At 29.6% G+C, this 20,135-nt stretch carries 20 protein-coding genes and 1 tRNA gene; 14 read left to right on the top strand and 7 right to left on the bottom strand.

The window, feature by feature from the left end; genetic code table 11:
- Nucleotides 1–150 precede the first annotated feature (150 nt).
- The 3 genes from ACOYLT_RS05655 to ACOYLT_RS05645 all read right to left on the bottom strand — a co-directional run bounded on the left by ACOYLT_RS05655 (nt 151) and on the right by ACOYLT_RS05645 (nt 2,246).
- Nucleotides 151–465: a hypothetical protein gene (locus ACOYLT_RS05655; protein WP_422852889.1), complete on the bottom strand. Its 315-nt coding sequence runs from the start codon at nt 463–465 to the stop codon at nt 151–153.
- A gap of 4 nt (nt 466–469) precedes the next feature.
- Nucleotides 470–2,119, bottom strand: coding sequence for an ATP-binding protein (locus ACOYLT_RS05650; protein WP_422852888.1), 1,650 nt, complete (start codon nt 2,117–2,119; stop codon nt 470–472).
- Nucleotides 2,120–2,139: 20 nt separating this feature from the next.
- Nucleotides 2,140–2,246 (bottom strand) — tRNA-OTHER (locus ACOYLT_RS05645).
- 80 nt (nt 2,247–2,326) lie between these two features.
- On the opposite strand from ACOYLT_RS05645, the gene ACOYLT_RS05640 reads away from it, so the two are divergent.
- On the top strand, nt 2,327–3,325 hold the full coding sequence (locus ACOYLT_RS05640; RefSeq protein WP_422852887.1) for a helix-turn-helix transcriptional regulator: 999 nt from the start codon (nt 2,327–2,329) through the stop codon (nt 3,323–3,325).
- Here the strand turns inward: ACOYLT_RS05640 and yaaA are convergent.
- The gene (gene yaaA, locus ACOYLT_RS05635) at nt 3,322–4,425 is read right to left on the bottom strand and encodes a peroxide stress protein YaaA (protein ID WP_422852886.1); all 1,104 of its coding nucleotides are present in this window, start codon (nt 4,423–4,425) and stop codon (nt 3,322–3,324) included. The genes ACOYLT_RS05640 and yaaA overlap by 4 nt on opposite strands.
- 7 nt (nt 4,426–4,432) lie before the next feature.
- Nucleotides 4,433–5,485, bottom strand: a complete 1,053-nt coding sequence (locus tag ACOYLT_RS05630) for a GIY-YIG nuclease family protein (protein WP_422852885.1) — start codon at nt 5,483–5,485, stop codon at nt 4,433–4,435.
- A 117-nt stretch (nt 5,486–5,602) separates the two neighbouring features.
- Between ACOYLT_RS05630 and ACOYLT_RS05625 the strand changes: the two genes are divergently transcribed.
- Both ACOYLT_RS05625 and ACOYLT_RS05620 read left to right on the top strand, forming a co-directional pair.
- A complete protein-coding gene (locus tag ACOYLT_RS05625) occupies nt 5,603–6,223 on the top strand; it encodes a hypothetical protein (protein ID WP_422852884.1) in 621 nt (206 codons plus the stop codon).
- 101 nt (nt 6,224–6,324) lie between these two features.
- The gene (locus tag ACOYLT_RS05620) at nt 6,325–6,711 is read left to right on the top strand and encodes a hypothetical protein (protein WP_422852883.1); all 387 of its coding nucleotides are present in this window, start codon (nt 6,325–6,327) and stop codon (nt 6,709–6,711) included.
- Between the two features lie 541 nt (nt 6,712–7,252).
- On the opposite strand, the gene ACOYLT_RS05615 is transcribed toward ACOYLT_RS05620, so the two are convergent.
- Nucleotides 7,253–7,834 (bottom strand): DUF4468 domain-containing protein, encoded by a 582-nt coding sequence (locus ACOYLT_RS05615; protein ID WP_422852882.1) that lies wholly within the window; start codon nt 7,832–7,834, stop codon nt 7,253–7,255.
- Between the two features lie 116 nt (nt 7,835–7,950).
- On the opposite strand from ACOYLT_RS05615, the gene ACOYLT_RS05610 reads away from it, so the two are divergent.
- The 11 genes from ACOYLT_RS05610 (at nt 7,951) to ACOYLT_RS05560 (ending at nt 19,321) form a co-directional block, all read left to right on the top strand.
- The gene (locus ACOYLT_RS05610; RefSeq protein WP_422852881.1) at nt 7,951–8,838 is read left to right on the top strand and encodes a helix-turn-helix transcriptional regulator; all 888 of its coding nucleotides are present in this window, start codon (nt 7,951–7,953) and stop codon (nt 8,836–8,838) included.
- A 213-nt stretch (nt 8,839–9,051) separates the two neighbouring features.
- Nucleotides 9,052–11,436 carry an EcoAI/FtnUII family type I restriction enzme subunit R gene (hsdR, locus tag ACOYLT_RS05605; protein WP_422852890.1) on the top strand — a complete coding sequence of 795 codons (2,385 nt, stop codon included), beginning with the start codon at nt 9,052–9,054 and terminating at the stop codon, nt 11,434–11,436.
- Complete coding sequence (locus ACOYLT_RS05600) at nt 11,437–11,853, top strand: hypothetical protein (protein WP_422852880.1); 417 nt, start codon at nt 11,437–11,439, stop codon at nt 11,851–11,853.
- Nucleotides 11,853–13,538, top strand: coding sequence for a GmrSD restriction endonuclease domain-containing protein (locus tag ACOYLT_RS05595; protein ID WP_422852879.1), 1,686 nt, complete (start codon nt 11,853–11,855; stop codon nt 13,536–13,538). The genes ACOYLT_RS05600 and ACOYLT_RS05595 overlap by 1 nt, the downstream gene beginning before the upstream one ends.
- 2 nt (nt 13,539–13,540) lie before the next feature.
- On the top strand, nt 13,541–14,977 hold the full coding sequence (locus ACOYLT_RS05590) for an N-6 DNA methylase (RefSeq protein WP_422852878.1): 1,437 nt from the start codon (nt 13,541–13,543) through the stop codon (nt 14,975–14,977).
- On the top strand, nt 14,974–16,266 hold the full coding sequence (locus ACOYLT_RS05585) for a restriction endonuclease subunit S (protein ID WP_422852877.1): 1,293 nt from the start codon (nt 14,974–14,976) through the stop codon (nt 16,264–16,266). Before ACOYLT_RS05590 ends, ACOYLT_RS05585 begins: the two co-directional genes overlap by 4 nt.
- A 19-nt stretch (nt 16,267–16,285) precedes the next feature.
- Nucleotides 16,286–16,798, top strand: coding sequence for a hypothetical protein (locus ACOYLT_RS05580; RefSeq protein WP_422852876.1), 513 nt, complete (start codon nt 16,286–16,288; stop codon nt 16,796–16,798).
- Between the two features lie 180 nt (nt 16,799–16,978).
- The gene (locus ACOYLT_RS05575) at nt 16,979–18,052 is read left to right on the top strand and encodes a hypothetical protein (protein ID WP_422852875.1); all 1,074 of its coding nucleotides are present in this window, start codon (nt 16,979–16,981) and stop codon (nt 18,050–18,052) included.
- Nucleotides 18,049–18,567 (top strand): hypothetical protein, encoded by a 519-nt coding sequence (locus ACOYLT_RS05570; RefSeq protein WP_422852874.1) that lies wholly within the window; start codon nt 18,049–18,051, stop codon nt 18,565–18,567. The genes ACOYLT_RS05575 and ACOYLT_RS05570 overlap by 4 nt, the downstream gene beginning before the upstream one ends.
- Nucleotides 18,568–18,637: 70 nt before the next feature.
- Nucleotides 18,638–19,051: an HNH endonuclease gene (locus ACOYLT_RS05565; protein ID WP_422852873.1), complete on the top strand. Its 414-nt coding sequence runs from the start codon at nt 18,638–18,640 to the stop codon at nt 19,049–19,051.
- A gap of 30 nt (nt 19,052–19,081) precedes the next feature.
- Nucleotides 19,082–19,321 (top strand): hypothetical protein, encoded by a 240-nt coding sequence (locus ACOYLT_RS05560; protein ID WP_422852872.1) that lies wholly within the window; start codon nt 19,082–19,084, stop codon nt 19,319–19,321.
- A gap of 88 nt (nt 19,322–19,409) precedes the next feature.
- On the opposite strand, the gene ACOYLT_RS05555 is transcribed toward ACOYLT_RS05560, so the two are convergent.
- Complete coding sequence (locus ACOYLT_RS05555; protein WP_422852871.1) at nt 19,410–19,715, bottom strand: hypothetical protein; 306 nt, start codon at nt 19,713–19,715, stop codon at nt 19,410–19,412.
- Nucleotides 19,716–20,135 lie beyond the last annotated feature (420 nt).

Genomic DNA, 20,135 nt, shown 5'->3' with positions numbered 1-20,135 from the left:
GAGATAGTCAGTATAAAGTAGTTGAACGAAAAGATTTTTTATCTGAGCATTTGAAGACTTCTGTTTACTGAGAAACCTATCAACATGAATAGACTATTTCAAAAAGAATATGGTTTAGTACCTAATAAAACTGAAGATTTCACCTTTGAATTATTTTTTCAAATTTAATTTTGAGTTACTCACAATATCATATAGTAATCCAACTACTATGTAGATAAATGCAATTATGATATAAATTTTGTAAAAAAAAGAAACTAAACTATATTTTCCTCCAGCTATATGATAAATCCCTATTATATAAAATAAAGAACCTATAAATAAAACTCCAAATAAAAACTGAGTTCTAGCCCTAATGACTTTTATGTCTTTATTATTCCAAAATAGTTTAACTATTCCTCTGGTTGCAAAGTAAAATATGAATAATACAATAAGTGTATTAAGATACGAGCGGATGGTCTTTTCCATAATATTAATTTTTATTGAATCCAATTTTCTTATTAACAGCAATTTTTATTTCCTCTTGGCAAATAGTTAAGAATAATGATTCCAAATCAGCTTCTTCAAGAATACAATGCATGATATATTTTTTTCGAATATTATAAATTTGTCCTCCTGTAAATGAAAAATTTTCTACTGCTTTGTTGATAACATCAGTTGGCAAACTTGGAAAACTATTTTGTAACAATTGTAATTGAGTTTCTTTTGTAGGTTTTTCAAATTCAACTTTATACAAAAATCGTCTTTCAAAAGCGGCATCTAGTTTATCAGCGTTATTACTCGTAACTATTGAAATTCCTTTAAAATTCTCCATTTGTTCTAATAGAATGTTTTGCATGCTGTTGTGAGAACGGTCGGTAGATTGACTAACCGTTACACGCTTAGAAAAAATGCTGTCTTCGTTGAAGAATAGGATAGGAGTAAGTTCGCATTCTTTTGAGAAGTCATAATATTCGTCAAAAATCTTTTTTACATTTTTTTCTGAATCTCCCATCCATTTGTCGATTACTTTTTCCACATCCACACAAAACAAAGAGCGGTTAGTTGTTTTAGCCAATCGCTTGGCAGTAGCTGTTTTACCTGTTCCGGAAAAACCATTAAAAAGTATAGCAATTCCTTTACCTAAACCATTATCCTCCAATTGCTTTATAACTAATTGATGTTTGTCTTTACTTAATACTTTTTCAATTGTTTTAATTTGTTTGAGTTCGGTATCATTGTAAAACAATTTTTCCTCAATAATATCCTCTGGATTGATAATTGTACCAGTTGTGTAGACTTTTTTCTTTTGTTTCTTTTTTTCTTTTTCAAATAAAGCCGTAATAGATTTTTGAGTTAATCCAATAAACTCATCAAACACAAATCCATCATCTTCTTTAACCACTAATTCATTTGTAATTAGCAGAGAGGTTTTATTGATGATTTTATCTCTAATTGCTTTCTGCTTTCTGAAATTATCTTCAATTTGCTTGATACAATATTCCAAATCTATCTGTGTTTCATTCATATAATAATTAATTGCAGCACAGAAAAAGAGCACTTTTTCGTTAATGTTTAAGTTAAACTTGTTTATCCATTCTAGTTGTGTGCATTTTTTTGCATTGTTTATTTCTTTTTCTACTAATCTTATTAGTGTTTCTGCGTCAAAGTATCCTTCACTTCTTCGGTCAATTTGCTCTTGAATTAGTTTTAACAATTCAATAAAATTTTCGGCTGGTTTTGATTTTAGAATGTTTGTATCGTTTGTTAATAGTGCTTCATACACTTTTTCATCTGCTTGAAACGTCTGCTTAATCAATGTTTTGCTTAAACGGTTTTTGGTATGTGCAATAACATATCCTTTAGAGATTAACCCTTGTAATGCATCGTTAATGTTTTTTAAACTACTTATGCCTCCCCCAAAGTGTTCCAAAAAAGAATCTACACCTTGTTCTTCTTGTCGAATACCTCCTTCTATTAATAATGCTAATATCAATAGTTCGTCGTAATTGATGTTAAAAAACTTAAGTAAACCCTGGATTTCAGGAGTGGCTAAAATGCTCTCTTTATTGGATGAATTAGAGATTGATTCAGCGATTACGAATTCAATAAATTTTAGTTTGTCAAATTGGAGGTTTTTCATCTTGCGTTTATTTAAATTTGTGCATGGGGAAGGACTCGCACCTCCACGGATTTATAATCCAGACAACCTAGGTTGTGCGCGTCTTCTATCTGGTTCTGTGCACCGAACCAACTTCCGCCACCCATGCTTAGTGAGTGCAATATTAGACATTCACTTGGCATTTTTTGGCAAAGTTCTATATCTTTGATTTTTAGAAAAAAATATTTTATGGAAGACATTAGTAAAAAACGTTTGTACAAAAAAATTGTGTTAAAACTTTTGAGAGACCAAAAGAGGACTATTGATGAATTATTAAGTTCATTAAACAGTATTTTAATAAATGATTATGGTTTAGAGCCAATTTCTAGAAGAACACTTGATCGAGCTAAAGAGAGTTTGTTAGAAAATGGTTATGAGATTGTTTCTCGCAAAATTAATGGCAGAAATTATTTTGTGCTCGAAGGTTACCCTGAAAATTTATACCTAACAGAAGATGAAAAATTAACTTTTCCATTACTGTTAGGGTTATTAGATACCGAGAAGTCGATGAGTTCTGTAAATTGGCTAAAAACCGCTTTGATGGATGATTTTGATTATTCAGAAAAAGAACTGAATGTCTTGCCATATTTTGTGCATGTTCAACCAACATTACACCAACAAGACCAACTGCTGTTGCTTGCGGGTCAAATTATTGATTTTGCGAAGCGCGGACAAGCCATTCAATTTCTGTATGAAAAGAAAGGTGAGGTAAAGATGCGACAAGTAGCACCTTTACAAGTGCGTTATTACGATAACCGATATTATTTATTAGGTAGTGCTATTGATGAAGAAACCTATAAGCCTACTAATTTACTTCAAACTTATACTATGGATAAGTTTACAGAAAAAAAAGTATACCCGGCCATTCAAGAAACCGAAGAAATACAGGAGGAAGATATTCTTATTTTTTATGATTATGCTGCCTTGTACAAAGCTACAAAACTGGAAGATTTATTAAAACACAGTCTGGGTGTTTGGTATAACTGGAAGGAAAACCAACTCAAAACCTACCGACTGAAATTTACCGATTGGGCGATGGGCATTATGGAAAATAAAAAGATACACCCATCACAAGTAGTGAAAGAAAAAAACAGCGACTTCCTTATTGTAGAAATCACTGTTTGGGAAAACCATGAAATGGATTATTTCTTGGGAAGGTTTGGTGATAAATGTGAGCGGTTGAATTAAAGCCTAGTCAAAAATTCTTGAGCAATAAATTCAGCACTATTTAAATTAGCACCGTTTCCATAATTATTAATCCATAAAGATTTCCATAAATGATTTGGTTTTAAAGCCTCTCTGTATTTTCCTGTTTTAGATAATGAATAAAATACGTTTTCCTCAGGAATATTATTGTTAACAATATAATTATCTACCTCATTTCTTATGCTAAAATCATTTTGATTTGTCCATATAGTATTTCTTTTCATTTCAAAGTGATAATCTGGAATGTAATCATCATATTTTAATAAACCATAAAGACCAGAAATTATTAATACATGTAATTTGTTATTATTGATTTTTTGCAGATATAAGTTTTTTAAATTATATGTAGAGTAGAAAATACTACCTCCCGAATCATATCTGTCGATAGCTTTCTTGCATAAAATATTATTAAAAGCAGCATTGAAATAATTAACATCAACAATATTTACACCAATTCTATTTTCATTATTAAAATAATTAGGATTCATAATACGTTCATTGTTATACTGAATAATGCTATTTGTCCTATTAGGATTTAAATTAAAAATACTACTAAATGTATTAATACCACCTGGGCTTTTTGATTTACTGCAAGGAATAATTAAAAGTTTGGGTCTGTTATCATCTTTTAATTTATCTAAATTATATTTTTCTATAATTTTTGAAAATTCTCCAATCTTGTTAATTGAAGGTTTAGTTTTCTTACGTTTTTTGACTATTTCATTAGTGTTAGAGGCTACCTCTTTTTTCTTTGATTCAATCTTTGGAAGAGTTTTTTTAGGAGTTTCAATTACTAAACCATTACCATTAACCTCAAAAGAAATAGTGAAATCATTAAAATCTCTATTTTCTCCAATAATTCTTCCTCCGCATTTAATTGCATTTCTCATTGAAGTGGCAATTGCAGCTTGATGACTAGTTCTCGGAAATTTAGAATCAAGTAAGATGCATCTTTGTCTAATCATTTTCAGAGTCATAACCTGTTTGCCTTCTTTAAATAAATCCAGAATTGCTTGTAAAATAATTGGTTTTAAGGCTGTTTTTGAGTTTACTATTTTATAGTTTATGCAGTTTATGTTCATGTTTCTCCTATTTTTTTGATTCATTAAGTGGACATGCTTTTACTGTAACTTTATCAATATTTAATTCTTTCATTTCTTTATCAATTATTTCCCATCTGTAAGGGTCACTACTTTTTCCTTGAACTCTTCTACTTTTATTTGTTTCTTGATTTCCTAAATATTCTGAAGGTAATTTAGTTTTACAACCACTATATGGAGTAATAATATTCCCTGGTTTTTTTGTTTCAAAAATTTGAAATGTCCATTTTCCTTCTTTGAATTTTAATTTTTCAAAATATCGTTTAATTTCTTCAGCATTCGTAAATACTTTTTCGAAACATTTATCCTTTATTTCCATATTTGTGATTTGTATGTTTTTTTCTGTTTTATTAATTTTGATTTGTGTTGGCATGGTACTTTTTTTTTCTTTTGTTTTTAGAAATTCTAGTCTTTTTTTTGTAGCTATTTCAATTTTATTTCTCCTTGCTCTATAATCTTTTGTTGGATTATCCTCAGAACCTTTTAAATGATTGGGATTGTGCTTTAAATTTAATAATGGTTTAATTTTTTTTATTAATATTTTTTCATCATTATCGATTAAAGTTTTATTATCTGGATAAACAATCCAAAATACCTTCATATAGGTTTTCATAAAATTATTTATGTCAGTTTCTGTATTTGGAATAATCAAATCATCTGCTAATAGCGAACCTAATCCAGTTCTTAATGTTGATAAAGCGGATTCTTTTTGCCTTATAGTTGATTCTCTATGAACTTGATTAATATGCCAATCCAATCTTTTAAATAAATTATTTTTCCCTTGTTTTCCAGTACCAGTGGTTCCTAAATAAACTAAATCATATATTACTCCCTCAATATTTCTTGTATACCTTGGTTCAATAGGCTTAATAGAATCACTTTTAATTAAAGCTTTATAACCATCAGGGTTCATAAACCAAAAATAAATGCCTTTTGAATTAATGTTTGGTATTTCATCTAAATGTGGTACGAATGAATTAGATAATTTTTTATTTAAAATTTTTTTTAATTCTTCAAAATCTGCATTAGGTGGAATTTCCATAGTGTAACGATTTAATGTTCAGCGTACAAAAGTAAATAAAATATCAATTCATAACTTTTTCAACTTTGCCACTTCTTGTCTTTGTACCTAAGTAATCTTGCATCAAATTTATTTGTAATGTCTAATAATGAAATCTTTGAATTGGTAGTTTCTATAAAGGATACAGATTTTATTTGCTATCCTATTATCACTGAATACCAAAAACAACAACAAATAGAAGCAAACGATTTTGAATGGGTTCATTTGGTATATGCACTAGAAGATGGTAAACCAATAGTATTTTATATTAGATTTATAAACAGCATCACAGAACTGCCAAAAGTTAAGTTTACTAATTATTTATCCCAACTCAACAAAGTTTCTTTTGCCGAGTTATTGTATTTGGTAAGTTATTACGGCTTCTTTAAAGAGTCTGAAAATAACTTATCACTTTTTAAAGTTTGCGATACTTCAAGTAAGAGTGCATGTTATTTTGAAAACACTTTCGGTAAGTTATTGTACCATTACCAGTTGGAACAATTGTATTGTTCAGTAACCCAATCTAGCATAGAAGAATCAATCGCTTTCAGAAAAGCAATCAACTTGAAACGACCAAGTGCTTTTGAAAAAGCCAAAACCATTTTATTGCCAACTGGTGAGAGTTTATATGATATTATAAGTGAATATCGTTACCGAGATTTTACTTTATATCCTAAAATACAAGAAGCATTGGAATTATATACTTATTTAAACCCTTAAACCATTTTGATTGTTTTAGAGGTTGAATAGCATATATAACTTTGCCATAATTTGACTAATCGACTTATTAATTTTGAACTCTAATTTAAAAACCATTACTTATGAAAAAGTATTTAATTTATGTATTCAGTTTATTAACCAGTATTGGATTTGCTCAAGATAAATCAATAAAAACCTATAATTTAAATGGTGTGAAGTTTTCCGTTAATAAAGATTATTGGCTAAAAATCGATGGTGTTAAGTCGTTGCCAAGTAATCAATTTATGATTATTGAAATGCGAAAATTGGATTACCCATATAATGACCATATTGAATTTTCATCAATATTCTATACCCGTGCATTTCAAAGTAATGATTTGGTAAAATCTGGTCATCAGATTAATAAAGGAAGCTATTTGTTTAGGGTTATTTTAGCCGTAAAAAATGAAGATGGTGGAAGTGAGCTATACAAAGTTTTAAAATTAGACGAGCGATTGGTAGCTTTATAATTATTTTAAAAATGTCAATTTACAATTATAAATTCTCTTCAATTAAACTTTAAATCAATCTTCTATAGTATCAAATTAAACGGTTGCTCTTTATAATGTTGTTTGTGTAAATTTGCTAAATTTTTTTTGGAAGAAATTCAAAACTATTTTTTAATATCGAATGTGCCTAAAGGTGTAAGAATTTTTTAAACATAATCACATGCACTATTCCTAACAACCTACTTAACGAAAATGAAAATCCATATTTACTTATTTTTTTTATTTAGCTAATTTCAAGATTACAAATTATAATCTCATCTTCAATATTAAACTGTATGTCCTGTCATTATGTAGACATCATGGTATTTGTAATCATGTAATAAATATGAATCCCCACTCAAAGCAGGGATTCATTTGAAAAACATCTATCATCAATAAGTACCACATTTTATTGAAATCATTTGTTTTTCTTATTTTATATGGAGTATAAAATCTTTTATGGTGTTTAAACTCGATGAATTTTCAGTTTAGCTTGTGACAGAATAAGTTCTTTGTAAGCATATTACCAACCATCATTTTTCTTTTGAGAAACTATTATGTAATTAAGCATAGATTTGTTAAGGTCATTAAAATATACTGGAACATCATTTATGTTTTTCCATGCACTACGAAGACTTCCGTCTTTTTTATAGATGGATTTTTCTAAATACTCTTTAGTAACATTAGCATTAAATAAAGTATTATCAGACCATCCACCACTTGAATATTGACTTGGTGATGTATAGTTTTCCATCCCGATGATATCAAACTTATATCGACTATCTTTTATAGAAATTTCAATTTGATATTTTGTCTGTTGATAAGATTTTCCCATAAATCCTAAGTTGATTGAATAAAAAGAACCTGAGCTACCTTCAAATCGTATGTATTCATTTTCAATAGTTGATAGGATAACCTTGTCAGGGTTCTTGTAAGTAATTTTTATCCATTCAATAGCTTTTTTATATATTTCTTGAGCGGTTTTGCCTTCCACATTTGCAACAACAAAATCTGACATTCCTCTTTCACTATTAAAAGTAAATTCTGTTTCTTGCGCATTTGACAAAGCTGATACTGACATCAGAATAAGTAATAATTTTTTCATTTTATTTTTGTTTTTAATTAATAAAACACAAACAACTTAATTCTTTTTGACAACTTGGGACAACTACTTGCTAATGTGATTTATATTGACCTAATTTGTCGTAAAATTTTTATAGTATGCTTAATCAAAATAAAATACTAAGAGTTCTTCAGCTCATTTCATTGCTTCAAAAAGAACCTGCAAAGTCAATTAGGTTTATGTCAGGTTTTATCGAAAGCACTGAGCGCACCGTATACAGATACTTAGACCTTATTAAAGAATTGGGGTTTGAATTGGAGCGTGACCAAAACAAACGATACTTTATAAAAGGTGGGTTGTATGATGAAACGGAATCGTTTACCAATGAAGAGGTAACATTGCTTAGGGAATTGCTTTTGAGTTCAGGAAAGCAGAGCAAGCTTAAAGATGCAGTGTTGAAGAAAATATATTTCAAGTCAGAAATTGCAGTTCATGGCAACCATATCTTGAATGCGCATGTAGGTAAGATTGTCCAAAAATTAAGTTTGTCAATTCAACAGGAAAACAAAGTAATTTTGAAAAGTTATCATTCAGCTAATTCTCAAAAAATATCAGATCGTTTGGTCGAACCCATAGCATTTACAGACAACTACACATCAATTTGTGCATTTGAAGAAGTTACACAGAAAAACAAATATTTCAACGTAGAACGTATATCTGATGTTGAACCTCTTGAAGCAAAACAAGAATTTAAGAGCTTACATAAGTTAGACCCAGTGGATGTATTTGGATTTACTGAATACAACGGAGAAAAATTCGATATTCAACTTAGGTTATCGCTAAGGGCGTATGTAATTTTAAAAGAAGAATATCCATCGGTTATTCCTTTTATCAAATTAGAACCTAACAAGAATGCCTATCTACTCAGTTGTTGCATTAACAATCCAAAGCCAATTACACGTTTTATTCTTGGTTTATCGAATGAAGTTGATGTTTTGGGTTCCAAAGAATTTTTAAATTATTTTTCTAAGACATCATTAAAATAGGTAAAACTTTTTTATGTTTTTAATAAGTTTTAATGTATATGATTTTTTTCTGAGAAAGTAATTAGTTAATAATTCAAAAAATAATTATTTTAACTAAGAATTAATATTCAAGTATTACTACAATGAAAATCCCTATTTTTAACGTTTTATAATTAATAAGCTAATGCACTTTATAATAATTTGCATTTCATAATGTATTTTTGATATTATATGATAAATAAAAAGAGTTTATCTGAAAGAGATATTTGTACAAAATTTATAACTCCTGCACTTCAAAAGGCAGGATGGGATTTGCATAAGCAAATTTTGGAAGAAGTTTTCTTTACGGATGGTAAAATCTACGTTAGAGGGAAGTTAACAGCACGTGGGGAACGAAAACGTGCTGATTACATTCTATATTACCAAGATAATCCGATTGCTGTAATTGAAGTAAAAGACAACAAACATTCCGTTAGGGCTGGAATCCAACAAGCTCTAGGTTACGCAATAACCTTAGATATTCCATGTGTTTTTAGTAGCAATGGTGATGGTTTTCTTTTTCACGATAGAACAGTAAAAGATGCTACAATTGAAACGGAATTAACCATAGATGAATTTCCTTCTCCTGAGGCTTTATGGGATAAATACAAACAATATAAAGGCATTGTAACTCCAAATGGAGAGAAAATCGCTTTACAAAAATACTTTTCAGATGGTTCAGGTCGTAAACCTAGATACTACCAACAAATTGCTGTAAATAGAACTGTTGAAGCTATTGCAAATGGGCAAAACCGAATCATTTTGGTAATGGCAACTGGAACTGGAAAAACCTATACTGCTTTCCAAATAATTCATCGACTTTGGAAAAGTGGGGCTAAAAAACGAATCCTTTTTCTTGCCGATAGAAATGCTTTGATTGACCAAACAAAAAGAGGTGATTTCAAACATTTTAAAGATAAAATGACCGTAGTTAAACATCGAATGATTGATAAAAGTTATGAAATATACTTGGCTTTATATCAAGGTTTAACTGGCTCTGATGAAGAAGCCAATGCTTACAAACAATTTTCTCCTGACTTTTTTGATTTGATTGTAATAGATGAGTGTCACCGTGGTAGTGCCAATGAAGAAAGTGCTTGGAGAGAAATATTAACTTATTTCAAAAATGCAACACATATTGGTTTAACTGCTACTCCAAGAGAAAGCAAAGAAACAAGCAACACCGAATATTTTGGAGAACCTGTTTACACCTATTCTTTAAAACAAGGAATTGATGACGGATTTTTAGCTCCGTACAAAGTAATTCGTGTGGGTTTGAATGTAGATTCCGAGGGGTATCGCCCACAACAAGGAAAAACAGACAAAGATGGTGTTGAAATAGAAGATCGTATATACAACCGTAAAGATTTTGACAGAAAACTGGTTATTGATGAAAGAACAGATATAATTGCTCAAAAAGTAACAGAATACCTAAAAGGATTTGATCGCTTTGCAAAAACTATTATTTTTTGTGTTGATATTGACCATGCCGAAAGGATGCGAAATGCCATTTCAAGACATAATGCCGATTTGGTTGCTGAAAATTACAAATATGTGATGCAGATTACGGGTGATAATGATGAAGGCAAACGTGAATTGGATAACTTTATCAATCCTGAAGAAAAATATCCAGTTATTGCCACCACTTCTGAACTAATGACAACAGGAGTTGATGCACAAACATGCAAGGTAATTGTATTGGATGCCAATATTAATTCCATGACCAAATTCAAGCAAATTGTAGGTCGTGGAACCAGAATTAATGAAGAATTTAACAAATTGTATTTTACGATTTTAGATTTCAGAAATGCTACTGATAATTTTGCTGACCCTGCTTTTGATGGAGACCCACTTCGAGTGAAACCTATTACTGAAGATATTAATTTGACTGATATTGAGGATGAGGAAGAAGAAGATGAAACGCCAATTATTGACGAAGTAACAGGTGTTGAAATCATTATAGAAAAACCTATAATTAGAAATCCTGTAGAAGAACCTCAAACAGAATATGTAAATAGACCAAAACAATACATCAATGGTGTAAATGTTTCGGTTTTAGTTTCCAGAGAGTTGTTTTTTGATTCTAATGGCAAGCCGATTACCATAAGTTTAAAAGACCATACAAAAGAAATTATAAAAGGAAAATACGCTTCGTTGGAAGATTTTCTTTTGACTTGGAACCATGCTGATAAAAAAGAAGCCATTATCAAAGAATTGCAAGAACAGGGTGTGATGGTGGAAGCACTTTATGAGGCTGTTGACAAACAGGTTGATTTATTTGATTTGATTTGTCATATTGCCTTCGACCAACCGCCACTAACTAGAAAGGAAAGAGCTAATAACGTTAAAAAACGTAATTATTTCACCAAGTATGGTGAACAAGCACGAAAAGTTTTAGAAACCTTATTGGATAAATATGCCGATGAAGGTGTTGAAAATATTGAAAGTATTGAAGTGTTGCGGGTAAAGCCTTTTGATGAATATGGTTCTCCAATAGAAATCATAAGTCATTTTGGTGATAAGCAACATTATTTGGATGCAGTAAAAGAATTAGAAAACGAATTATATAAACAAGCATAAATGTGTATTGTATCCGATAAAATCAAGTTTTGCACTTGTGCTAATGGTTCAGTTGAAAATCTAAAACATTATTGGATTCTATACCGATATATTAAAGACAAAGAAGAGTATTGTATGGGAGAACCAATGATGCCAACAAGTATGAGGGATTTAAGTTTTGAAGAAAATCAAGCTACACTTTTAAATCGTTTAAATGAACCTGATGCTTTTGATGTTCCGTTGAAGTTTAAAGCAAAAGACCTTTTGGAAATTGTTATCAATAATACTTCCGATTTTCATGAAACATTTACCTATACTTTTAAATTTAAAAAAGGAAAATGGGAAGCAGAAGAAACAGACCCTTTTGATATTATGAATCATTTTGATGAAGAAAATTCAGGAAAAATAAAAAGTGCATTAAAAAAAACTATTAAATAATGGAAAAAAAGATAGACATAATAAACAATTGGAACTTAAAGAGAGTTTTTGATGAGTTAGAGAATGGAAATATGAAAATCCCTAAATTTCAAAGAGGTTATGTATGGGAAAGAACTAAAATCGTTCATCTATTAAACAGTATTTACAAGCAATATCCTATTGGTTCGTTCTTTATTTGGACAGCATCCAAAGAGGAATATACAAACTTCACAAGAGAAATTGAAGGACTTAATCTTCCTAAAAATCCTTATTCTAACGAATATAGCTTTATACTTGATGGACAACAAAGAATTACATCATTATATGTTGCTTTAAAGGGAAAAATGCTTAACAATACCGACTATTCTACTATTTGTTTTAATGTTGAAAAAGGCGTTTTTCAGATACCAAGACTAAAGACTGAAAAACATAATATTCCTGCCTACAAATTGTTTGATACAGCTGAATATGGCAATGTATTGAAGGATTATGTAATGTATGATTTAGAACATCAAACTAATTTATTACAAGTTTGGAGAGATTGTGAGCAAACTTTTAGTGATTATCCTATTTCAATCATTAAAACAATGAAAATGAATCTTGAGGAAGTTGTTGATATTTTTGAAAGGATTAATCAAGGTGGTAAAAGATTATCGCTTTTTGATTTGGTTCATGCAAGTACTTGGAGTCCTGACTTTGATTTAAGGGAAAAAATAAATAAGTTCAACTCTGAGGATGCTGTTAAAAATTTTGGTGGTGTTGAAAATGAAGTATTTACTCAATCTTTAGCCTTGAATATTTTTGATGATGCTACTAATCAAAATCAATTGAAACTAACATCTGAAGCTTGCATCCAAAAATGGAATGTAACTTCAGATTGTATTAAGAAAGCAATTGACTATGTTAGGTCTTATGGCGTAAGTTTTTCTTCCTTTTTACCTTATCATTCATTTATACCCGTATTGCAATATTATTTTTATAAATCGCAATCAAGCTCTGTTCAAGCTAAGCATAAGAAGTTTATTGAAGATTGGTTTTGGACTGCTACCTTTTCACAACATTATTCAAGCTCCAGTTTGTCAAAAATGAAAGAGGATGCAGAATGGATTAATGGCTTAGTTAATAATATAGATGTACCTAGAACTTTCAAAGTACTAATAAGTTTGAAAGATATAACTCGTGTGAGAATGCAAAATAATTCGGTTATTAAAAATGGGGTTATGTGTTTAATGTCCTTGCGAACACCTAAAGATTTTGATAATGGAAATACAGTGCCTTTAGACCGAAGCAATCTTTCCAAATCAAACAGTAAAGAGAATCATCATTTCTTTCCATATTCACTAAGAGAGCAATTTGGAACCGATGCGAATGGCATCAATTCTTTATTAAATTTTGTGTTGATTACTTCCAGATTGAATAGAGAAATATCCAATAAATATCCTTCAGATTACATGAAGGAATATACTACTCAAAACACTTTTATCAAAGAGCATTTACAAACACATTTTATCACTGAAGAAGCTTATGATGCTATTTTAGAAAATAATCTTCAAAAGTTTTTAGAACTTAGAGGGAAAGAAATAGTAGCAGAAATACAATCCAAAACTCAATTTGAAACTTTCAACGAAGACGAATATGTTAGTCAAGAGGAAGAAATAGTTGAAGAAGATTTTGAATTTGAAACAGAAATAGAAACCGAAGAATAATTATGTCCAATATCTCATCTATACTAAAAAGCATACAAACCATCATGTGGCAAGACACAGGTCTTAACGGTGATGCCCAACGCATTGAACAACTCGGTTGGATGCTTTTCCTAAAAATATTCTCTGATAAAGACAAAGAACTCGAATTGCTCGATGACAATTATACTTCTCCAATTCCTGATTTATTTCATTGGGTAAAAGCCAAAGGCAATTGGGCTGGCGATGATGAAGGAATGACTGGCGATGAATTATTAGAATTTGTTGACAGACAATTGTTTCCTGCTTTGCGAAACATTGATGTAAGCACAGGCAACCGTAGAGCATTGATTGTAAGAGAAGTTTTTGAAGGTAACAACAACTATATGAAAAGTGGTATCAACATTCGTAAAGTGTTGAATAAGCTGAATGAAATGGACTTTAACGTTGCCAAAGACCGTCATGCTTTTGGCGAACTGTACGAAAGCATTTTGAAAGGATTGCAAAGTGCTGGAAAAAGTGGTGAGTTTTATACGCCACGTGCCATTACTTCCTTTATTACCGAAATGATTAACCCACAATTGGGTGAAAAAATATTAGACCCTGCTTGCGGAACAGGAGGTTATTTAACTTGTGCCATTGAACATTTAAAATTGCAAGCCAATAGTGTTGAAGAAAGCAAAAGTATTGGCGAAAACATAATCGGTTGGGAATACAAACCATTGCCTTATTTGCTAGCAACTACTAACTTGATTTTGCACGATATGGAAGTGCCTAACATTCGTTTTGGTGATGCTTTAGACCAACCGTTGAGTAACTTTACAGAAAAACACCGTGTAAATGTTATTTTAGCCAACCCACCCTTTGGAGGGATTGTAGCTAACAATAACGAAAACAACTTTCCACAAAACTATAGAACCAAGGAAAGTGCCGATTTGTTCCTGATTTTAATGATACACTTGTTAAAACAAGGCGGTCGTGCAGGAATAGTTTTGCCTGATGGTTCGCTAACTGGTGATGGCGTGAAACAACGGGTGCGACAAAAACTGTTGGAAGATTGCAACCTGCATACCATTATACGTTTGCCTAACTCTGTGTTTCAACCGTATGCAACCGTAGCTACTAATTTATTGTTTTTTACCAAAGGAACACCTACCAAAGAAATTTGGTATTACGAACATAAATTACCTGAAGGGCAAAAAGCTTACAACAAAACCAAACCAATACAAGCTAAAGAGTTTGACCCAATAAAAACATGGTGGGCAGACCGAAAGAAAAGTGATATTGCTTGGAAAGTACCAATCCAAACTATCATAGACCGCAATTATGATTTGGACTTTAAAAATCCAACCAAACAAGATGAAACACATGAATACAATAGTATACAATTGATGGATTTATTGCATAACTCTTTTGATAAAAGCAATAGTTTATTAGAACAATTAAAAAAGGCTGTGAAATGAGTTTAATGAGGATTGATGATTTATTTCACTTTGAAAAAGGAATATTACAAAGTTCAAAATGTACCGAAGGTGAATTTGACTTTATTACTGCATCTTCTGAATGGAAAACACATAACGAATATACACATGACTGTGAAGCATTGGTATTTGCAGCAGCTGCTTCTGGTTCATTAGGAAGAACACATTATGTTAATGGTAAATTTATATCAAGTGACTTGTGTTTTATTATTACTGCTAAAGACCCTATAAAACTTCCAATAGATTTGAAGTTTTATCACATGATTTTTAATGAATTTAAAAATGATATTGTTAATAGTACCAAAGCTGGAACTTCAAAAGAGGCAATCGGTATGAAAGCATTTGGTAATTATAAACTTCCCTATTTTGAGATTAACAAACAAATTGATACCAAAGTTCAATTTGTAAATATGCAAGATTCAAAAGTTGAATTGAATGTAGAACTCACTCACCAAATTGACCTAATCAAGCAAATGCGTCAAGCTTTTTTGCGTGAAGCGATGCAAGGGAAATTGGTGAAAAGCACGAATACCAAAGAAACAGGACAACAATTTCTTGCAAAAATAAAAGCTGAAAAATCACAACTTATTGCCGAGAAAAAACTCAAAAAAGAAAAAGAATTAGCACCTATTTCTGAGGATGAAATTCCTTTTGAAATTCCAGAGTATTGGACTTGGTGTAGATTGGGTGAGATTTGTACTTTAATTACTGATGGAAAACATGGTGATTGTAAGAATGAACCAAATTCAGGATATTATTTCTTATCTGCAAAAGACATACAAAACGGGCAGTTTATTTATGATGGTGCTCGACAAATTACTTATGATGATTTTCTTGAAACACATAGAAGAACAAATTTAGAGCCTGGTGATTTATGCATTGTAAATACAGGTGCAACAATTGGTAAATCCGCATTTGCACCTGAAGATGAAAAAACAAAAAACACAACTTTTCAAAAAAGTGTTGCAGTTATTAAAGTTATAAAAGAACACACTAATATGCGATTTGTAGAGAACTTTATAATAAATGAAACTCCAAGACTATTAAAAAAATCAAGGGGTTCTGCTATAAATAATTTATTATTAGGTGATATGAGAAATACTTTATTTCCACTTCCACCACTTCACGAGCAAGAGCAAATAGTAGCCAAGTTGGAGGAGTTAATGGCGTTTTGCGATGGTTTAGAGCAAAGTATAAAAGAAAGTCAGGGGTATAATGAAAAGTTGTTGCAACAGGTTTTGAGAGAGGCTTTGCAGGGGAAGGAAGTTTAAAATTATGGAAGCTTAATAAATGGGAAATACTAAAGAAAAAAACATTGAACTTATCAATAACCAAATTGATAAACTAAAAATTGATGGGTTAAATATTGATGCTTGGAAAAGTTCTACTATTATTTTACTTACAAGAATTTTTAGTGATAATTATAGAGGAATCAATGAAATTGAAAGTATTCAATTAAAGACTGGCGGAATAAATAATACTTTTTGGAGCAATTTAGAAACTTGTAAAAAACAAGGGGAAGAAATACTTAAAAGCTGTATAATTGAACTAGAAAATTTTATTAATGAATCAAACGTGAAATCAGAGAATAAAATATTAGAATTACTTACTAATCCTTTATTTTGGTTAGTAATAGTTACTGTATCAGGAGGAGCCTATAAATTAGGTTATGATAATGGAGTAACGAAATATGAAAAAGAAAAGATTGAATTAAGAAATCAAAATGATTCCTTGAAATCGATATTAATTTCAAATAGATTAAAGATAAATCTTCAGAGTTTATTTTTAAAGCTAAAGAAATGACTTTTTTCATATTACATATATGAAAAAAGTAGAAAAATTACAATAAAACTAAATAGTTATGATAATGATAAAACACTTAATTACACATTTTGGACTGAAACACAAGTTGATAAAATACCCAAATTATTAACTGTTTTAAAGAAGATTAAATAATTATATAGAATTATACAAATGGAAAATATGGAGAAAGTAAAAAAGAAAATCATAAAAATCATTGTCATTACATCATTTTTAGTAATTAAACCAAATAAAATATTTTCCCAAGATTTTTATATTAATAAAAATTTAGATGTTATTTATTTGAATTACGATATTTCACCACAATGGATAAATCTTAATTTGAATGAAAGTTATGAGTTTTTAGAAAGTTCTAGGTTTAAGGATATTCAAACAAATTCAAATGATAATATAGTAAAAGTATATGGAACAATCATTAATGAGGATTATACATATATGCGTACTTTGGTGTTCGAAAATAAATTAATAAAAGAATATAATGATATAGTTACTTTTGATTATCCTTGTTTATTATGTACAGCAAACGACATTAAGTTATTGTTAAAAGATAATCCTTCGATGAATGAAATTACAGAAAAAGAGCATAAAAGACAGTTAAGTGATGATATAAAATTAAAAGATATATTTTACAGGTGTCACAAACAGAGTATAGAAAAAGATGGAATTAAGACTGAATTATTGGGTGACATAACTGATTATAGTTTTGAGTTTTATAATTCTGTTGATAAATATGATTTTAATATTTACAGAAACTGTAAATTAGTTTTAAACGAAAAATATAATCCTTATAAATTTTATACTTTTTATTCAGCAAGGAGAATCGTCAAAAATGAAAAAAAATATTTAGTTGGAAATTATAATTTAAATGAAGTTAATCAATATGATTTAAATTTAATGATTGATATTTTTTTACTTGATTGCAAAAATCACAAAATACCTGTAAAAAAAGGTAAAGTCATTACTTCTTTTGAAACTTTAGATAGAAAAACTCTAGGTTTGAGCTACGGAATTTATAATGATTTAAAAATTGATTTAAAAATTGACCCATCTAAATGGGAAAGTTCATCAATCCCTAAAAGATGGTACCTAATTTACCATGAACTTGGACATGACGTTTTAAACCTCGAACATGGAAATGGAGGTAAAATGATGTTTAATTTTGCAGATAAAGGCTATTCCTGGGAAGAGTTTTGGGTGGATAGAAATTATATGTTTACATCTTATAAAAGAAAATGAAAAAAATAATATTCTTTTTAGTTTTAGCACCTTTTATTTCTAACTGTCAAGTAAGTAAAAATATCATTTTTGGCATTGATTTAAATCTTGATTGGTATACATTAACAAATTATTCTGGATTAACTTACGCAGAAGCTTCATTAGAAAGTAAAAGTAATTACGTTGTAATCGATTTAAATCAATATATCGATAAAATTGATGAAAAATTTTTAAAATTGGGGTTTTCAGAATTACTCTTGGCTTTTCCTAAAAAAGAAGCTCGAAATCTTAATGAATTAAAACCTGAAATTTTTATTGCTAGAATTAGATATTCTGATTATTCAGATTACATTAATAAATCACCAAAAGATTTGGAGAATATACTTTTATTACTGAGAGATGAGTTCGGTGAAGCTAAGCTAAATCAAGTAAGAGATAAATACTTTAATTATAAATGGAGTGGTGTATATTATGATATAGCTTTGACTTGTAGGGAAGATGAACTGGCTATTTCTTTTTTTTATTTGAAAAATTAATATTCTTAAAAAAATAATCAATGTAACATAATTAAAAACTATTTGAGTTGTTATTCAAAAAAATGATACAATGAAAAAAATATATTTAATATTAACACTGCTTCTATTTAGTGTAAGTTGTTTTTCTCAAAGTCGATATGTTTCTCAAACAACAAAAAAGATTGTATACACAAGAGACGGAGGTATATGCCAATGTTGTGGCAGTTCTTATAGCTTAGAATATGACCATATCACTCCATTCTCTTGTGGAGGCAGCAATGAACCTTCAAATATTCAATTACTGTGCCTAGAATGTAATCGCAGTAAATCTAATAGTTGTTATTGTAGAGTACATAATAAAAGAGTAGGAACAAATTGCTGTGATGGCAACACTACTAATACTTCAGCAACTTCATCAACTCAATGCTTAGGGACAACAAAAAAAGGCAAAAGATGTAAAAAAATGACAACTAACTCTAGTGGACGGTGTCATTTACATCAATAATTCATTAAATCATTTTAACTCTTAAAGAATATGAGTATGTTATTTGCATTAGACACCAAAACTGAGGAGATAATGGTTTCAGATTCTCCAAAAGGAAGTAATGAAATAATATTTATTGAACGTATTAAACGTCAAGACAGTGAAGTTCTTTATAACGCTGTTATCACTTTAACAGGAATTACAAAGGTCTCCAATTTTGATATTACGATTTTTAAAGCAATGGATAAAGTTTGCCAGTTGATTTACAATAAACATAAAGAAACCACTTAGATTAATAATATATTATCACAATTGAATAAAGAAATTGCGGGATAGTGTCTATAATTATATTATTTGTATAGTTAATTTGTTATTCAAATCACCTGTATTGTAAAAATTCATCTAATGACAATCGAGTGTTATATTTCTCGACTTTATAAACTTTTTCGTTTTTGTCAATATACATAAACCCCACTACACTTGGATAGTGGTTTTGAGAATAATCTTCATAAAAATAAACATAAATTTGTTCACCATTGGAAATGTTAAGAATACGGTTTGGTGAGCCAATTTTATTTAACATTTCAAATTTAGTATGACCAACTTGTTTCTTTAGTCCTAAGCATGAAGTTAAAATAGCAATTATTAGGACGATTAAAGCTAATTTTTGAACATTTTTTTTCATTTTATTTCACATTATAATTATCCTGCTCGATAGGTCTTTCGGATTATGCCCCGTTTTTTTAGAGTGGGTTCTAGTTTTCACTTTTGCATGTCAATATTACGAAATAAAATTAAGTTCGCAAAGTATCCATATATTGGTACTATCTCTAAAAGTATATAAGTTAAAAATTAGGGGTTTGAAATTTCAATTATAATGACACTACTCTGAAAAGTGTGAGTATTTCTTAAATTTTTAAGTCACTTTTTTGCGATTATTTAGAGTATATGTTAAAAATAAAAATACCGCAACATATCTGTTAAATAACTAATTTTTATTTTTAAATAACATCAAAAAAACAGTATAATGATTAAGTTATTTAAAAAAAATAACAAATATTTTTCATTTCTTAAACAATATTTTAACATTTCTTCCGTTATTCTA

Source organism: Flavobacterium sp., from assembly GCF_049318185.1.
Taxonomy (GTDB): domain Bacteria; phylum Bacteroidota; class Bacteroidia; order Flavobacteriales; family Flavobacteriaceae; genus Flavobacterium.
Note: the sequence above shows the minus strand (reverse complement) of the source record. Positions and strands in the feature narration are given on the sequence as shown.